Origin of the sequence: Anaerotignum lactatifermentans DSM 14214 (assembly GCF_900142265.1) — a bacterium.
GTDB classification, from domain to species: Bacteria; Bacillota; Clostridia; order Lachnospirales; family Anaerotignaceae; genus Anaerotignum; species Anaerotignum lactatifermentans.
Genome location: NZ_FRAH01000025.1, coordinates 28,509 through 45,865 on the forward strand (window position 1 = coordinate 28,509; position 17,357 = coordinate 45,865).

Annotated in this window: 19 protein-coding genes and 1 pseudogene; 1 reads left to right on the plus strand and 19 read right to left on the minus strand. The window is 44.3% G+C overall.

Annotation, left to right across the window (positions count from 1 at the left end):
* Nucleotides 1–84: 84 nt before the first annotated feature.
* The 19 genes from BUB35_RS08350 to BUB35_RS08435 all read right to left on the minus strand — a co-directional run bounded on the left by BUB35_RS08350 (nt 85) and on the right by BUB35_RS08435 (nt 16,952).
* Entirely contained in the window at nt 85–531 is a 447-nt protein-coding gene (locus BUB35_RS08350; protein ID WP_072850809.1) for a SoxR reducing system RseC family protein, read from the minus strand.
* Between the two features lie 113 nt (nt 532–644).
* Entirely contained in the window at nt 645–1,802 is a 1,158-nt protein-coding gene (locus BUB35_RS08355) for an AI-2E family transporter (RefSeq protein WP_072850811.1), read from the minus strand.
* A gap of 29 nt (nt 1,803–1,831) precedes the next feature.
* Nucleotides 1,832–3,286, minus strand: coding sequence for an aminoacyl-histidine dipeptidase (locus BUB35_RS08360; RefSeq protein ID WP_072850813.1), 1,455 nt, complete (start codon nt 3,284–3,286; stop codon nt 1,832–1,834).
* A gap of 324 nt (nt 3,287–3,610) precedes the next feature.
* Nucleotides 3,611–4,225, minus strand: a complete 615-nt coding sequence (locus BUB35_RS08365; RefSeq protein WP_072850815.1) for a DapH/DapD/GlmU-related protein — start codon at nt 4,223–4,225, stop codon at nt 3,611–3,613.
* Nucleotides 4,219–5,019: a PHP domain-containing protein gene (locus BUB35_RS08370; protein ID WP_072850817.1), complete on the minus strand. Its 801-nt coding sequence runs from the start codon at nt 5,017–5,019 to the stop codon at nt 4,219–4,221. Before BUB35_RS08370 ends, BUB35_RS08365 begins: the two co-directional genes overlap by 7 nt.
* Entirely contained in the window at nt 5,016–5,708 is a 693-nt protein-coding gene (locus tag BUB35_RS08375; RefSeq protein WP_022364400.1) for a phosphonate C-P lyase system protein PhnL, read from the minus strand. Before BUB35_RS08375 ends, BUB35_RS08370 begins: the two co-directional genes overlap by 4 nt.
* 2 nt (nt 5,709–5,710) lie before the next feature.
* Nucleotides 5,711–6,880, minus strand: coding sequence for a phosphonate metabolism protein PhnM (gene phnM, locus BUB35_RS08380; RefSeq protein ID WP_072850819.1), 1,170 nt, complete (start codon nt 6,878–6,880; stop codon nt 5,711–5,713).
* A gap of 16 nt (nt 6,881–6,896) precedes the next feature.
* Nucleotides 6,897–7,724 (minus strand): ATP-binding cassette domain-containing protein, encoded by an 828-nt coding sequence (locus BUB35_RS08385; RefSeq protein WP_072850821.1) that lies wholly within the window; start codon nt 7,722–7,724, stop codon nt 6,897–6,899.
* Nucleotides 7,724–8,554, minus strand: coding sequence for an alpha-D-ribose 1-methylphosphonate 5-phosphate C-P-lyase PhnJ (locus BUB35_RS08390; RefSeq protein WP_072850823.1), 831 nt, complete (start codon nt 8,552–8,554; stop codon nt 7,724–7,726). The genes BUB35_RS08385 and BUB35_RS08390 overlap by 1 nt, the downstream gene beginning before the upstream one ends.
* Complete coding sequence (locus tag BUB35_RS08395) at nt 8,547–9,614, minus strand: carbon-phosphorus lyase complex subunit PhnI (RefSeq protein WP_072850825.1); 1,068 nt, start codon at nt 9,612–9,614, stop codon at nt 8,547–8,549. Before BUB35_RS08395 ends, BUB35_RS08390 begins: the two co-directional genes overlap by 8 nt.
* Before the next feature lies 1 nt (nt 9,615).
* Nucleotides 9,616–10,191 (minus strand): phosphonate C-P lyase system protein PhnH, encoded by a 576-nt coding sequence (phnH, locus tag BUB35_RS08400; RefSeq protein ID WP_072850827.1) that lies wholly within the window; start codon nt 10,189–10,191, stop codon nt 9,616–9,618.
* A gap of 2 nt (nt 10,192–10,193) precedes the next feature.
* Nucleotides 10,194–10,613 (minus strand): phosphonate C-P lyase system protein PhnG, encoded by a 420-nt coding sequence (gene phnG, locus BUB35_RS08405; protein WP_072850829.1) that lies wholly within the window; start codon nt 10,611–10,613, stop codon nt 10,194–10,196.
* A 16-nt stretch (nt 10,614–10,629) separates the two neighbouring features.
* Nucleotides 10,630–11,499, minus strand: coding sequence for a PhnE/PtxC family ABC transporter permease (locus tag BUB35_RS08410; protein ID WP_072850831.1), 870 nt, complete (start codon nt 11,497–11,499; stop codon nt 10,630–10,632).
* Complete coding sequence (locus BUB35_RS08415) at nt 11,499–12,290, minus strand: ABC transporter permease subunit (RefSeq protein WP_022253844.1); 792 nt, start codon at nt 12,288–12,290, stop codon at nt 11,499–11,501. Before BUB35_RS08415 ends, BUB35_RS08410 begins: the two co-directional genes overlap by 1 nt.
* 5 nt (nt 12,291–12,295) lie before the next feature.
* Nucleotides 12,296–13,069 carry a phosphonate ABC transporter ATP-binding protein gene (gene phnC / locus BUB35_RS08420; RefSeq protein WP_072850833.1) on the minus strand — a complete coding sequence of 258 codons (774 nt, stop codon included), beginning with the start codon at nt 13,067–13,069 and terminating at the stop codon, nt 12,296–12,298.
* A 28-nt stretch (nt 13,070–13,097) separates the two neighbouring features.
* A complete protein-coding gene (locus BUB35_RS08425; RefSeq protein ID WP_072850835.1) occupies nt 13,098–14,162 on the minus strand; it encodes a PhnD/SsuA/transferrin family substrate-binding protein in 1,065 nt (354 codons plus the stop codon).
* A 404-nt stretch (nt 14,163–14,566) separates the two neighbouring features.
* Nucleotides 14,567–16,267, minus strand: coding sequence for a recombinase family protein (locus BUB35_RS08430; RefSeq protein WP_072850837.1), 1,701 nt, complete (start codon nt 16,265–16,267; stop codon nt 14,567–14,569).
* A gap of 90 nt (nt 16,268–16,357) precedes the next feature.
* Nucleotides 16,358–16,513 (minus strand): hypothetical protein, encoded by a 156-nt coding sequence (locus tag BUB35_RS19040; RefSeq protein ID WP_159432876.1) that lies wholly within the window; start codon nt 16,511–16,513, stop codon nt 16,358–16,360.
* 130 nt (nt 16,514–16,643) lie between these two features.
* Nucleotides 16,644–16,952, minus strand: coding sequence for a helix-turn-helix domain-containing protein (locus tag BUB35_RS08435; RefSeq protein ID WP_084730621.1), 309 nt, complete (start codon nt 16,950–16,952; stop codon nt 16,644–16,646).
* 131 nt (nt 16,953–17,083) lie between these two features.
* Between BUB35_RS08435 and BUB35_RS08440 the strand changes: the two are divergent.
* Nucleotides 17,084–17,357, plus strand: a pseudogene (locus BUB35_RS08440) (transposase); the annotation flags it as partial.

Consider the following 17,357-nt stretch of genomic DNA (forward strand, 5'->3'; position numbering starts at 1 on the left):
CTTCTGAAGGCAACCGTCGCAATTTTCCTTAAAGGGAAGTTGCTTTTCATACCTTCTTTTTTATGTTCTTATAAAATATTTGTCTCAGGCACCGCAAGCGCCTTCCACTTCGTCTTCTGCCACCAGTTTTGTAGCCAGAGGACGATATTTGCCGCTTTCCCAACGATGGTTCTGGCTATGAATCCACAGATAGCATACTGCTGTGAAGATAGCACCCACAATAAAGGATGTCAAACCTTCATTGATGATGGGCACAAGAGGTGCTACCACAAAGTAGCCAAGCACCAGACCCAGCACCAGACCCACAAGAGGAATGCCATACATAATCAAAATCGCGTGCATGAAAGCATTGTCCTGCAGTTCCAGTTCTACCCAGTCGCCCACTTCTGCTTCACACAGGTTCTGGGCTTCAATATCCATATCATTTTCCATCATACCGCTCAGGCATGCACGGCATTCGCCGCATGCTTCTTTACGCACGATATGAACTGTTACAAATCTGCCTTTGGTTTCTGTAACCAAACCTTTCATATCTATTCCACCTTTCTGTATCCAAACCCGTATCTACAGGTTATTTTGTTTTGTGACTCAAGATATTGTACCATAGGCACATCATAAAGAAAAGTGATTTTTGCACAGAAAAATTAATTTTCCCTTTGTTTTATGGCTTTTTGTTCGTACAATCTGAAAAAGAAATTTTTCAGCAGCGCGCCAAGGGGCACCGCGAATAAAAGCCCCCAAAATCCGAAAAATCCGCCAAAGACAGCCAAGGACAGCAGCACCAGAACAGGGTGCAGTTCCACACGGCTTCCCACTACTCGCGGCACAATGACAGCGCTGTCCAGCTGCTGCAAAAGCAAAATGGCAATGGCTGCATAGACTGCCCGCATGGGTTCTGAACTGAATAGTCCTGACAATACAGCCAGCAAAAACGCCACCGCCGCGCCGAAATAAGGAATGAGGTTGGAAAAACCAGAAAATATGCCAATGACCACACCATAAGGAATCCCGATGATCCAGAAAGTTCCGGCAAAAAGTGCACCCATAATAGCCGCATCCACCAATTGTCCACACAAATACCCCATGACTACTTCATAGACTTCTGTAAAAAATCCAGAAATTTTTCTTGTTCTGCCCTGTCCCAAAAACACATTGCCTACCTGTCCCAGAAAAAACTGTACATTTTCTTTTTCTGCCAGAAAATAAAAAGCTGCCGCAAAACCAATGGCTGCATTGAGAATCTGTCCACCTGCTTCCGGCAAAGCCCCTGCTGCCCGCAAGACACCATTCTCGATGGCTGCGCTGACTTCCGTAACTGCCGTTGTCAAAATGCCCTCGGCGTTTTGCAGCAAACCATATTCTGCAAGCTTCAGTTGGAGCAGTACCAGCCAATCCCCTGCTTGCCTAGTAAAATCTCCTGCCTGCTGTGCCAGACTTTCCAAATCTGCCGTACCCAGACTGCGCACAACACCGCAAATCAACAAAGCAATCACACCAAAGACAAGCAAATAAGTGATACCCGTCCCCACACGCCGATTTTTCACGCGGGCCTTTTGTTTTGCTGTCAGACGTTTTTCATAAAATCTTTGCCAGAATGCCACCAATGGTTCCAACACCACCGCAATGCCTACAGACCAGAAAAAGGGCGCAAAAACGGCGAGGACATGCCTCGCCGTTTCTAATATGACATTTTTCGCAGCGGAAAGATGAAAGACAACCGCTCCCAGCAGTACCAAAACACCTGCTGTCAGAATCACGTGAAATCCGATTTCCAGATATTTTCTGTTCCATGGCAGCCGCAATTGTCATTCTCCCTTTCCATCTTCATTTTTTATTTCATCTGTTTCAGTGCTTCTTTCAGGAAATCCCATGTACGTACAGTGGAAGAAATGGAAAGACGTTCTTCCGGTGTGTGTACATCAAACATGTTAGGTCCCAAAGATACCATATCCAGCCAAGGCATTTTTTCTGCAAACAGACCACATTCTACACCAGCGTGGATAGCTGTCAGTTTAGGTTCTCTGCCTGTTGCTTTGCGGTAAGCATCCTGCAGCAGTACCAGCAGTTTGGAATCATCGCTGTATACCCAACCGGGATAGTCGTTGCTGCTTTCTACGGAAGCGCCGCACAGCTGTGCAATGGCTTCAATCTTTCTGCAGATCACTTCTTTTCTGGATGCAACGGCACTGCGGACAGCACTGTCGAAGTGAACGCCTTTTTCATCTGTGCATACAACGCCGATGTTGCTGGAGCTTTCTACCAGACCTTCGATGTCCATGCTCATGGTTTCTACACCATAAGGAATCAGCAGCAGGATGGAGATAACATGGCTCTTTGTTGCTTCTGTCATCACTTCTGTCACTGCTTCATTTGCTTTTTCCCATGTGATCATCATATCCGTTTCGGTGCGGTGATATTCCTGTTTCAGTACTTTTTCCATTTCCGCAACGATTTTTTCTGCTTCTTTTGCGGCGTCTGCTGTCATGGTCAGAACAGCGTCTGCTTCTCTGCAGATGGCATTGTCCATTTTGCCGCCTTCTACGCGCACCAGAGCGTATGCCACTTTGCTCTGCAGTTCATCCAGCAGTCTGCCCATGAGCTTGTTTGCGCTTGCACGCTGCAGATTGATGTCGCTGCCGGAATGTCCGCCTTTCAGACCTCTGATTCGCAGTACATAAGCTTCTTCACCAGCTTTCACAGCTTCTTTTTCCACAGGCAGTGTTACCTGTACTCTTCTGCCGCCGCAGCAGCTTACCAGGAATTCACCTTCTTCTTCAGAGTCCATATTGATGAAATAAGTACCCTTTAGGTCAGAAACATCCAGTGCTTTTGCGCCGTCCATACCTGTTTCTTCGTTTGTGGTGAACACAGCTTCCACAAAGGGATGTTCCAGTGTTGTGCTGTCCAGCACTGCCAGCATGAATGCAACAGCAATACCGTTATCAGCACCCAGAGTTGTGCCTTTTGCGCGAATCATATCACCATCAATTTCCAGCTGCAAAGGGTCTTTTGTGAAATCATGTTCCACGCTGCCCAGTTTTTCACATACCATATCGATATGTCCCTGGAAAATTACGCCGGGAGCCTGTTCATAGCCAGGTGTCGCAGCTTTTTTCACTACTACGTTGTCCGCTGCATCTCTGCGGCATTCCAGTCCTCTTTCTTTGGCAAAGTCTACGATATACTGCGCCAGTGCAGCTTCGTTGCCGCTGCCGTGAGGGATTTTTGTGATTTCCTCAAAATAATAAAATACTTTGTCTGTTCCCAAAGCATCTAAAACGCCCATTGTTTGTGCCTCCTTCTTTTTTCTTTGTCAAACAACTCCTTTATGGTACCATTCTTTTGCCATTCTGTCCACCATTGCCGCCTTCCTTTTGCCTATAAAAAAAGAAAACCATAAAAGAAATTTCCCATTCAAGTAATTTTTATTTCCCTTTTCCTTGATTTCTCAATGGAAATTACAGCAGGTATTCAGAAAAAACACAGCTAAGAAATCCTGTAAAAAATAAGAAAGCCGGAATCCTCTGTATCATAAGGATTTCAGCTTGCTTTGCTTTCTTATGAAGAAGCTCCAAAAGAACCTCTGTTTTCGTAGTTTTCCAATTTCTGATTATTTTTCATCAGAAACATCATATTTTCTGATGAATGTTTCCAAGTCCTCAAAATCCGCCATACGCGCTTTGATTTCTTCATGAGACCAATCCCACCAGCGAATCCGTTCCAATGCGGCGATAATATCATCGGAAAAGCGCATACGGATTTTCTTTGCTGGTACACCTGCTACCACTGTATAAGGCGGTACATCGTGGGTCACAACGGCACCGCTGCCGACAACCGCACCATTGCCGATGGTCACCCCCGGCATGACTGTTACGCCATGTCCCAACCACACATCATTCCCGATGTGCACACGGGATTCCTTCCGCCATTCAAAAAATGCCTCATCATCTTTTCCGAAGCCAAACTGTTTCCGGCGATAGGTAAAATGATGCTGTGCTGGACGGGTATAGGTTGGATGATTGCCGGGATTGATGCGCACAAAACTTGCGATGGAGCAGAATTTGCCAATATCCGCCGCAAAAATCTGGTTATACCCCGCACAATAGGTATAATCCCCAAAAGTCACATCTTCCAGTTCACTGTGTGCCTGCACCTGTGTGTAACGTCCCAACTCGGTTTCAATGAGCACCACGTCATCTTCTATATTATCGTATTCTTTCAGCACAAAGCCTCTACCCCGCTTTCTTCTGCCAGATAGATTCCTAAATCCGGCGCTGCTTTTTCATATGTTCCATGAAAATCACTGCCGCCTGTCAAAAACAGACCGTACACATCCGCATATCTGCGAATCTTTTCATGTGCCTGCTCATCATTTGCAGGATGGTTCAGTTCCAGACCTTTCAAGCCAGCCTCCACCAATTTTGGAATCAAATCAAAATTCTGCTGCTGTCCGCTATGGGCAAGGACTGCCTTTCCGCCTGCCGCCGTAATCACTCGAACAGCTTCGTAAGGGTCCAGATACTTAATATCAAAATGGCAGATACCATTGTTTTTGAATATTTTCTGATAAAATTCTCCGAACATATCTGGTGCCTGACCTGTCTGCACCAAATATTCCATGATATGCTGTTTATAAATATATTTGCCATCTGCACGATGGATTTTATCCAAATCCACATGATAGCCATTTTCTTCCAAAATTCCAATCTGTTTCATGGAATTTTCATGTCTGGCTTCCAAAAGAGGATGCACAAAATCCTCTACCAATGCCACATCCTTTATGTCATATCCCAGAACATGCACCCGCTTATCTGCGGCATAGTCATAAGCGGAAATCTCAATGCCCGGAATCACTTTCACAGGCAGCCCTTCAGGAATCTGAGATACGTGAGAAAGGGTATCGTGGTCTGTCACCGCAATGACATCCAGCCCCTTTTTCGCTGCCAATTCTGCCAGTTCCCTAATGGTGTAACTGCCATCAGAAACACGGGAATGCATATGTAAATCCGCTTTTCTCATTGGAACGTCCCCTCCGAAATGTTAAACACCTTATCACACAATCCATCCATAAATTCCAAGTCATGGAAAATGCCAATCATGCTGGTGCCTTTTTCTTTCAGCTGCATGAGCATATCTTTTACCAGAATTTTTGTTTTATTGTCCAAAGACGCTGTGGGTTCGTCCAGCAGCATCAGTCTGGGCTGTTTTACCATGGTATGGGCAAGGTTCAGACGCAGGCGTTCCCCACCGGAGAATGTATTGGGATACAAATCCCACAAAGGTTCCGGCAGACGGAAGTACCGCAGCATAGCTTCCGCTTTTTCTTTTGCTTCCGCCGCATCCACGCCTCTTTCCAGCAGTGCGTTCATGACATGTTCTCTGGCTGTGGTACGGGGCATCACGTTCAGGAACTGGGAAACATAACCGATTTCATTTTTCCGCAGGAACAGAATCTGTCTTTCCGGCGCTGTGGTCAGCTCCACTTCCCCAAAGGCTTCACTCTGGTAAGTGATCTTGCCTGTGGATGCCAGATATGTACGATGAATACATTTTAATATGGTAGATTTTCCGGCACCGGACAGCCCTACGATACCGATAAACTGTCCCTGTTCCAAAGTAAAGTTAATATTCTGACAGGAATGGATTTCTTTCTTTGCGTTATGCAGATAAAAATTCTTTGCCAGATTTTCGATTTTCAGAATTTCCATAATTACCTCCTGTATTCCACCCGAGATGTGGTACGTCCATCTACCAGCACATGGGTGATGACGGGATAGCCGTCCAAAATATCAATGATGAGCAAATCCGCTTTTTTTCCGGGGGCGATAGAGCCATAATCCTCAGCCAGCCCCACTGCCTTTGCAGGATTGAGCGTTGCTTTCTGTACCATCTGGGGCAGGTCAATGCCTGCTTTTTCATGCATCTTAAATACCCCATGGAGAATTGCCGGCGGATAGTAATCCGAGCAAAGGACATCGGCACAGCCTGCCTCAATGGCTTCTGCCGCGGACATATTGCCGGAATGGCTGCCGCCCAGCAGGATATTGGGCGCACCTACAACGGTATAGAATCCAAGCTGACGGGCTTCTTTCGCTGTTTCAATATTGATGGGGAATTCGCTGATATCTACGCCGATCTTTTCATTGATATGTAATTTTTCTTTTGTATCATCGTCATGGGATGCCACAGCAATGCCATTGGCATGTGCCAGCTCACACAATTCCTTCATCTGAGCAAAAGACAGCATTTCTTTGTTCTGCTGTTCTTCCAGCATCTGTGCAAATTCTTCTTCCTTGATTTCACGATTCTGGTATTTTTCCAAAACCTGATAATACATACCAATATCCCGGTACTGTCCCTGTCCGGGAGAGTGATCCATAAAGGAAATCTCGTCAATCATTTTCTTTTCAATCATCTCTTTGGCAATGCCATAAGCACCAATATTATCGATTTCCAAACGCAGATGGAAACGATGGTGAATCAGGTGATTTCTTTCGTGGATATCCCGAATGAGGTCAGCAATCTTCCGCACATTTTCCTGTGTGCGCAGAGGAGATTTGCCAAACATTTCATCTTTATATAAAGAAAGGGAATGATAAATGGTGGTGATGCCCAAGTGGAGCAGTTCCCTTTCACATTCTTTCAACGCCAATTCAAAATCAAATTTTGCCGTAGGTCTGGGCAAAATAAACTGTTCAATCTTATCAGAATGAATATCGATAAAGCCAGGTGTCACATAACGCCCATGGGCATCAATGACACGTTCTGCCTCAGGCACTTCATCAGAAAAGCCCAAAATGCGGTCTCCTTCGATGAGCAGCACCTTTCCTTCCAAAATGGAATCTTCCAGCACAATTCTGCCGTTTTTAATTGCAATCACGATGTTTGTTACCTCCTTACAACAATGAGTGAACCAGCTGCTGTGTATAAGCATGCTGAGGGTCTTCCAGAATCTGGTCTGTCAGTCCGCTTTCAATGATTTTCCCATCCAGCATAACGATGGTGCGGTCTGCCAGCATACGAATGACTGCCAGGTCATGGGAAACCAGCAAAATAGAAATGCCATATTTTGCTTTGATTTTACGAATCAAATCCAGTACGCGCGCCTGAACAGATAAGTCCAGACCTGTAGTAACTTCGTCCAGCAGGAGCAAAGAAGGATTGTTTGCCAATGCTTTAGAAATCTGTACACGCTGCTGCATGCCGCCGGAGAAATTCTTTGGCGCTTCCTTCATACGGGAAGTCAGGATTTCCACTGCTTCCAGCAGTTCTTCCGCTCTGGCTGTCATCTGCCCTGCGTTTCTGCTGCCGGCAGCAATGATTTTTTCCGCGATGTTGGATGCGGCGGAATAGTCCATCCGCAGCCCTCTGACAGGATTCTGGTATACCATCCCCATAATGTTGTTGCGGATTTTTCTTTTTTCTAATGGACTTGCGTCCCAAATATTCTTTTTGCCTTCGCCGTAATTCTGCAAATATGCCTTGCCTTCTGTGGGAATCAGGTCAAAATACAGACTCTGCATCAATGTAGATTTGCCGGAGCCGCTTTCTCCAACGATGCCCAGCACTTCTCCAGGATAAACTTCCAGAGAAATATCATTTGCTGCCCAAACAGTGCCGCAAACGGTGCAGCGGTTTTTTTCCAGATGATCTTTGCAGTGAGGGCAGCCTTCGCCATAGCGCATAGTCAGGCGTTCCACCTGCAAAACGGGTGTTTCTGCCATTATCCTCGTACCTCCTTACAGTAAGATGTGTCGGAGCACTGATAATATCTTTCCCCCGTCACAGCGTCATAAATTTCGTCCAGATAGGTGTCTGTACTGCCGCACAGACGGCATTTTTTGCCTTTGAAGTTTTCTTTTTCAAAAGGCACATCGTCAAATGCCAGAGAAACCACTTTGGTATGAGGTGGAATGGCATAGATTTTCTTTTCACGTCCTGCCCCAAACAGATACAGACACTCTGCTTCATGGAGTTTGGGATTGTCGAACTTGGGAATGGGGCTTGGATTCATGATGTAGCGGTCTTCCACCATACAGGGATATTCTGTACTGATGGTGACTTTGCCGTATTTCACCAGACTTTCGTACAACTGGAGCCAGATGGGCGCATAGTCCAGTTCTGCGTGCATCCGTTTTGTCACTTCTTCTTTGGGTTCTACAATCCGCAGTGGTTCGGGAAGGGGCACCTGCAATACCAGAATCTGGTCATTGCGCATAGGTACTTCCGGTACACGGTGACGGGTCTGCACAATGGTGGCATCCTGTGTCCGAGTGGTACAAGGCACGTTGGTACACATCTTCACAAATTTTTTGATATTTACTGCGTTAACGCTTTCGTCACTGCCCTGGTCGATAACTTTCAAGGTGTCATCAGGGCCAATGAGTGATAATGTCAGCTGAATACCGCCGGTACCCCAACCTCTGCCAATGGGCAGTTCCCGGGAAGCAAAGGGTACCTGATAACCGGGAATGGCAACAGCTTTCAATATAGAACGGCGGATTTCCCGTTTAGAGCCTTCATCCAGAAAGGCGTAATTATAACTGTCAATCATGATTGTTTTCCCTCCGTGTTTTTCTGACTGCATCCAATTTGGACTGGAATGTGACATAATGAGGCAGTTTCAAGTGAGAAATGAAACCGTTCATTTCCAAGCTATCCCCATGCATCAGCACAAATTCTTCGTCCTGTGTGGGATAATCGCCGCCGGCATCCAGTTCTCTGTCGATGACTGCCATGGCAATGGCTTTGTTTTCGTTTCTGCCAAAAACAGCACCGTAGCCGCAAGCCAGCTTCAAAGCGTCTTTATCTTCCGCTTCATTGAATATTTCCACTTCTGTCAGCATCACTTCCCCAATCCACAAAGCTTCGCCTTCCTGCTGGAGATAAGGGATTTCCAGTTCTACATAACCAGTACGCAGTTCCCCAACAGTAGGATGTACCTGACCAAAACCACGAAGCGCAGAATAGGCCAAACCGGAAATGAAACCTGCATCGGCTCTTGTGAGTGTCTGCAATCTGGCACTGCGGCTGGCGGGAAATTCCAGCAGATTTTCCGTTACGTCATAGGGAGGTTCCTCATTGATAGGAAAACGCTCGATGAGTCCTTCTGTTTTCAATTCATCGGATACGCGTCCGCAGGGTTCCATGGGAACAGGTTCCTGTCCTTCCACCATTGCTTCCATACGTTCATGCAGTTTTGCCGCATCTTCATTTTTCAAATCGAAATGCATCAGGCGGTGGGTATAGTCATAAGTGGCACCCAGAATCTGACCGCCCTGTATATCTTTAAACGCGGCAGAGATCCGGCGCACAATGCGCATGTTTTTCGTATCTGCCACATAAGTGTCGTAAGAACGTTTCAGTGTGGAACGGTAAGCACGCAGCAGAAATACTGCTTCTTCCACAGAGCCTTCACACTGTTTCAGTGCCAATGCCGCATATTCTTTGGCATACAGACCGGCTTCACTCATAACGCGGTCTACCAGCAGGCTCATTTTTTCCTGAATCACTTCCAGTTCCACATCTTTTTCTGTTTTGCTGCGGTAAAAATCCAACAGCGCAATGCTGGCTGCGATGGCTTCCTCGCCGCCGGATACTGCTACATAAGCCATATTATTGTTCCTCCTTCTTGACCATTCTGGGAATGCAGAACAGTTCCCCTTCTGGGGATACAAAAATCATGTCTACCCCCTGCGGGTATTCATATGCCTGTTCTGTCCGCAAACGAAAGGCTTCTTCCAATACCGCCGGACTCTGGAATGTTGCCACTCCATCCACGCCGGGACCGGAAATACTGCAAGACACATTTCTTTCTCCGCTGCATCCAATGATGAGTGTTGCGGAAGTATGGGGATTTTCCAAAGTGCCTCTTTTCGCCTTTGCAAAGGCTTCCGGCAGATGTCCTTCTTCTGTTACGAAAACATAATCCGCTTCTTCCAGTGTCTTTTTTTCTGCGTGGGTCAGCAAAAGGATCTGTTCATCCAACTCTGTATGTCCAAAGGTATAAAAACCTGTGTTTTTATCCAAAAGTGTCATGGCAAGGGTCAGCATTTCTGGCTTGCTGCCGTAAAGTTTTTCTGCGCCTTCCTGAATAGAAACCACACGGGAAGGGTTTGCCATAGCATCCAGCAGCAAACGAAATGTTTTTTGTGTATCAAATATATCGTCAAATGTATGTAACTGTTTCATCATCAAGCCTCCGGTGTCATGGTTGTAAAGTTGACCATTGTCTGCATAAACATGGCATTTTCTTTTTCCGCTCTGATCTGCTGTGCTTTTTCCAGTTCTACCAGCAGCATTTCGTCTGTAAAGACGCCTTTGTTGCATGCCGCATCAATGATTGCCATATCCAGTACCTTTTCAAAATCATCCCCCATGATGACCGCCATGCCTTTTGTGCCATCCAGACACACAATGGCTTCGCAGACGATGACTTCCCCCAGAAAGAATAAGGTTTCTTTCACAGGGTCGCGCATCTTGATCATAGTCAGTGATTTTTCCGGTGCTTTGATCACAGTCACCTCATATTGTTTTCTGATTTTTTCTGCCATTTGCCGCACTTGGGCAGCATCGGCTTTTGCCAATATTTTGGATAATCTCCGTTTTTCCATTTTGATGTTTCCTTTCTTATTTCACATACGCTTTGATGCGTGTAGATACCATTTCCAGCAGGACAACAGCAATGACAACGATGTATGTCAGCATACCCATTTCCTGTAAGTCAAAGTAGAAGCTGCCTGCCATAAACAGATTGAAGCCAATGCCGCCTGCACCTGCAGCCGCGCCCATAGCAACAGCATTGGTAAAGTTGATTTCAAATCGCATGAATGTCCATGCTACCATAGAAGTGATGGTAGAAGGCACGATTGCCTGGAATACGATCTGCCAGTAACTAGCGCCGTTTGCTTTCAGGGCTTCGATGATACCCGGCTCAATTTCTTCAATGGATTCCGCATAAGCCTTTGTCAGATAGGCAAAGCTATGGAAAGTCAAACCTACTACTGCTGCCACAGAGCCAAGTCCGGCAGATACGGCAAAGATCAATACCCACAGAACTGTCGGCACCGCACGCACCACTGCAATGAAGCTTTTGATGCTATTTACCATACGGGAGCTTGCGATGTTTCTGGCACAAAGCAGTGAGCAGAAAAACGCAAAAAACGCGCCGATGATGGTCGAAAGAATCCCCAGACAAAATGTCACTAAGAGCTGGAACAAAACACTGGTGAGGGTATCTCTTGTCAGTTCCGGTTCCAGAAACACGGTCTGGATGTTCTGCAAAGTAGCCTGTACGGCTTCTGCAAAGTCAATATTCTGATAATCAAATGTCGCAAAAGCCACCACCGTCAGACCCAGCAGTGTAACCATAAGGGTCTGAAGGGCATAGCGGCTTTTATTTTTTGCCTTGATCTTGATTTTTCCTTTTCCGGTGCGTTCCATGATTTTTTCCAAATCCAAAGAAATGGTCGCGCCCGGCTGCAATACTTTTTCAGACATTACAAAATCACCTTCCTAATTTTGTTGGATACGCCTTCAATGACGAGTACCAGCACTACAATGGAAAGTACCACCAGACTGGCAGAAGAAAAATCCAACCGTTTATAATACAAATCAAAAAGATACCCAATCCCTGTGGCTGTCAAAATGCCGATGAGGGTGGAACTTCTGATATTGGTTTCGATCATATACAGTACCCAAGTGATGACACCGGGCAGAGAGGATGGCAAAATCCCCTGAAATACCACATGGATGAATCTGCCGCCGGTGGCTTCCAGCGCCTCCACACAATTGGAGCTGACCTCGTCAATGGTTTCGATGAACGCACGAGTCAACAGACCGAATGTAGTAAAGAATAACGCGAAAAATCCTGTCAGGATGTTCTGACCAAAGGAGAACATCAGCAGCATTGCCCATACAACGTCGGGTACATTTCGGAAAAACGCCGCTACAATACGTACCAGACGATTGATGCTCCAATGGATTTTGGTAATGCCTGAACCAAGCAGACTGAAGAAAAAGGCGCAGATGCCTGCCAAAACCGTTACAGCTACAGACAACAACGCTGTTTCCACCAGTTTATCCAGAATTTTCGGCAGACGTTCCATGGCCGTTTCATCGGGAATCAGATTGGAAAAAATCCAGTGCAGTGCCGCCGGAAAAGACTGAATGCCTTCTGCCAGATGAAACTGGGTCACCAGAGATGCCCCACAGAAGATCAATATCAGGCTCAAAAAAACAAGGGTATATGTAATTTTTCTTTTTTGGAAAATGTCCATGGTTTTTTCCATTATGCTCACCTCTGTAAATCCATAATCAAATCATTGGCAGAGGACTGATAAATCTGCTGAATGATTTCTTTTGTCAAATGTTCGGCAGGACCGTCATATACGATTTTCCCGCCGGAAACCCCGATGATTCTCTCGGAATACTTGATTGCCACATCCACCTGATGCAGGTTCACCAGACAGGTGATGCCTTTTGTCTGATTGATTTCCTTAAGCTGGTCCATAATGACTTTAGACGCCTTGGGGTCTAAAGATGCGATAGGTTCGTCACAAAGAATCATTTTGGGTTTCTGCATAATGGCTCTGGCGATACCTACGCGCTGTTTCTGTCCGCCAGAAAGTTCGTCGCAGCGCTTATATACCTGATCGGAAAGTCCCATTTCCTGAATGATACGAAATGCTTCCTTTTTTTCTTCTTCTGTATAGTGTCCTGCCATACCGCTGATGGCAGATTTTTTCCCCAGACAGCCATGGAGCACGTTTTCGATGACGCTCAGCCGTTCCACCAGATTATAATGCTGGAAAATCATACCGATTTTCGCCCGCATCTGACGCATTTCCGCTTTGCCTGCCTGCCGTACATCATGTCCATCAAAAATAATGGTCCCTTCGGATGCATCAACCAGACGGTTGATGCATCTGAGCAGTGTGGATTTCCCAGCGCCGGAAGGACCAATGATGGATACGAATTCGCCTTTTTCTATGGAAAACGTAATGTCACTCAATGCCTTTGTGACATTGTCATAAGATTTGCTTACGTTTTGAAATTCCAGTAATGCCATGCTCTTTCTCCTCCATCGTTTACCATTCTTATTTGCTCAGGTCACGAATGGGATCGAACCAGGAATCATCTACCAGGACAAATCTTTCATTTTCAGATTTTTCAAACATACCTACATTTTCAGAATCTTCAGGAACAAAGATTACTTCGTTGTTTGCCACTTCGTCAGAGGTGAACAGATCCTGAATTGCTTTTACATCAGCAGGGTCCAGTGCATCGGAGTTGTAAGCGAAAGGCCCATTCAGTACAGGTGTGGACTGGATGACTACGAATTCTTTGCCTGTTACCGTATCGAAAGGTGCGCTTGCGTCGCTGTTGATGGTATAAACAGAACCGGTTGTGTTTGCTTCGCCTTCTGTGCAGGATGCATAAGGTGCGATTTCTGTATCACAGAATACTGCTACATCAGCTTTGCCGGACAGCAGGTTGAATGCAGAGCCCTGATGAGAACCACCGAAAAGTACCTGAGAGAACAGTTTGCCTTCGCCGCCTTCGATCAGGTCGTCTTCTGTCAGATTCTGATCTGCGAAGTGAGAAATAATGGAGTTTGTGGGTACTTTGAAACCGGATGTGGAGCTATTGGAAACAAAAGACATGCGTTTGCCTGCGATATTGTCGATGCTGTAGCTGTCACCGTCTGCATATTCTCCTTCGTCCCCTTTGTTAACTGCCAGGAAGCTGTAGTATTTTGCATCATCCAATGTGCCAGAAGCACCGGAGTTTACAAACAGAGGCTCAATGGCATCATTGGCATTTTTGGCTTCGATGTAACCCTGTGCGCCCATGAAACAGATCTGTGCAGTACCGTTTGCCAGAGATTCAATGGCGATGGCATAGTCTGTTGTCAGTTTCTGTTCTACTTTCTTGCCAGTTGCTTCTTCGATCAGACGAGCATATTCGCTGCGGGCAACGTCATAATCTTCTGCAGATTCATTGGGATACCATACCAGTGTGATGGTGTCCGCATATTCGCCTGTGCTTTCCGCAGTCTGCGCAGTTTCTGTGCTTTCTTCCGCCTGTGCGCCGCAGCCTGCAAATGCAGATACTGCCAGAGCAGCAGCCATTGCTGTGGTCAAAAGTTTTTTAAATTTCATACTTCATTCTCCTTTTTGATCGTTTGCTTTTTTATGATGAGAGCTGATTTCTCATACACTGACAGTATAAAAACTCACAAAAAGCACTACCATCTAGCTCCTGTTATTTTTTCTTAAAGAAATGCCACAGAAATTCCGTTCTTTGTTAAAGATGATTTTTCAATTTCCCTACAGAAAAACATTTGTCCACTCTTGCGTTTTTCCCTGTTTCCGCCTGTTTTCGAAATCAAAAAGGCAACTTTCCATAATATTCATTCTTAAAATCTTTGTATAAACTAAAAAAAATCTATATAAAATTTGAAATTTTCTCTTGCGTAATTCCTATCAAAAGAAAAACCCCCTTTTGGAGAGATCATCTTTCCAAAAAGGGGTTCTTTTTCTGCGATTGCTTTATGCCGGAATGCTTAGCTGTTTTTCTTTTCAGCCATCATTTTTTCCTGTGCTTCGATCATTTTCTTAAACATGTGTCCCGAACGACTCACATTTTTTTCACTTGTTCTATGCCTTTCATAGGCTTTTGCTCTTGTTTCACCTGTATTGAGCACAATTTTCAACTTCATGGTTCTCTCGTCCACAGGTTCCGCATAAATTTTGTCGATAAATAAGTTAATCAAGCTTTGGTTAAAATCTTCAGGATAAACTTCTGAAAATCCTTTCATTTCTTTTTTCAATCCATAAATTTCTTCCAGATTGAGCTGATTCATATCTCTTTCTTTTTCTATTTCAGAAATCCTGTTTTCCCATTTGCGCAGTTCCTCATTGAATAAATCATTGCGTCGGATAAATTCTCGATCTTCGATCTTTCCATCCAGATTATACTCCAGCAGTTTATCTTTTTTTGCATTGATCTTGTCCATTTCTTCCCGACATTTTTTCAGCTCTCCGGAAAAATCTGAAGACTGACTGGACTTTTCATATATTTCAATGAACTTGTCTACAACATCATCGAAATTCCCACTGACCTCACGAAGAACCTCAGCTAGAATTTCTAACAACTCACGCTCCATAATACCAAAGGATTCACAGCTTTCGCTCCCCTCTTTGATTTTATGACTGCATACCCATCTGGAATTATTGTTTCCTTTCCTGTCTATGCGCGCCTTCAACCAATAAGGGCTTTGATCCAAAGAGCATATGATTTTTCCAGTAAACAGATTATCCGCTTTAAAAGAAGTCCGTCTGCTCTTGACGATATCCCCACGCATTTTGAAAATCCGGTTCGCTTCTTCCCAAAGCTCCTCACTCACAATGGCTGGGACAATTTCACCTGTTTCGTCTTTATACATGACCCATTCTTCTTCTGGCAAAAACAACTGTTTTTTTGTGAACAGATCTACAATTTTTACCTTGTTACCCACATAGTAGCCTTTATATTTCGGATTTGTGATGATATGCTGAATAACGCCTCTGTTGATCTTTCCACCCTTATAGTTACGATAACCCATATCAAACAGCGCTTTTTCTATCTTGGGTGTCGTCATCTTTCCGCTGGCATAATTTTCAAAGATGAAACGAACCATTTCTGCTTCTTCCTCACAGATTGTTAATCGTCCATTTTGCTTATGATATCCATACAAATGGGAATTACCAAGAACTACGCCATTTTTGATTGCCTGTTTATGCCCGAATTTTACACGACTTGATAGTTTACGAATTTCATCCTGTGCCACACCTGCCATAATAGTAAGTCGGAATTCACTGTCTTCATCCAAAGTATTGATATTGTCATTCTGAAAAAATACCGCCACGCCATTAGAGAGCAGTTTTCTCGTATAACCAATACTGTCCAGTGTATTTCTTGCAAAACGTGAAATTTCCTTTGTGACAATATAGTCAAATTTCCCTGCCATAGCATCTTCCACCATGCGATGGAAATTTTCTCTTTTCTGCGTTGAAATACCTGAAATACCTTCATCAATATATCCTTCTACAAAAGTCCATCTTGGATTAGATTTGATATATTCCTCATAGTACTGTGACTGGTTCTTCAGGGAATTCAGCTGTTCATCCCGTTCACTGCTGACTCGTGCGTAATAGGTAACTCTCAATGGAATTTCCCGAATGGGCTTCCATCTCATTTCCTCTCTAACACGAAAAATATCCATGTTATGACCTCCTCTTGGAGATCTGGTTTTGCATACATATTTATTATATTCTGCAAAAAACCCTTATGCAACAAAACTCAGCTTCCAAATTTATGCTTTCTGATTTTTTTGATAATCTATCTGGATTTCCATAGAAATCCTGTTGCGAAGTGATTCGGAAATCATGCCGCTTGTATACATTTTTTGATTTAAAATCAAAAGAGAAATATAGTTTCCCAATGTTTCTGCTTTTACATTTTGATTCATTTCCACACCTCCTTAACCAGAAGTATGCCAATTTTTTCAATTTTTATAATGGCAGCACTTTATGTATCCAAAGGATCAAGTCGAATTTCCCATTTTCTATATTCAGTTTTCAAGGTACAATGATTATTTTTTATGCTTGTTTTTTTTGAATACAAGGATCAAACTTTATAATTGCAGCAATTAAGCTGGTTTCCAATGTCTTTTTTACAGTTTCGTCTATCTGCTCCCTGTAATCTCCATCTTCTGTTGTAACCATCCGCAAAGATAATTTATTGATATAAGGTTCATATATTTTAACAATTCGCATAAGTGCCAATGGTTCTCCAGAAATGGCTTCCATAATCGTTTGTTCATCTAGCTTTTCTCTGCTATTGCTATATTTTCTTGACTGTTTTACTCGTGTCTCACTTCTCAATCGCTTTGTTTTTCTATGATTCATCCTTCATCCCCTCCATCAATTTTCGCATTCTTTTTAATGCTGCTATACGGTTATTGGATCTATATTAAAAAAGTGGACACATAAAGTAACTATCTATTACAATAAAGTAGACACCAAAAGGAGGTATTTACATGTCAACAAACAGCAAAGGTATTCGCTATGACGAAGACTTCAAAAGAACACTCGTAAATCTATATCAATCTGGTGGCAAAACACAAACTGCCCTTTGTAAAGAATACGGAGTTTCTCAAACTGCTCTCACTCGCTGGATCAAACAATACGCAACTGTTGAAACAGATGATGGTGAAGTCATGACTGCCAAACAAGTCAAAGAGCTTCAAAGACGCCTCGCTCAACTTGAAGAAGAAAACCTCATACTAAAAAAAGCGATTGCCATCTTCACGC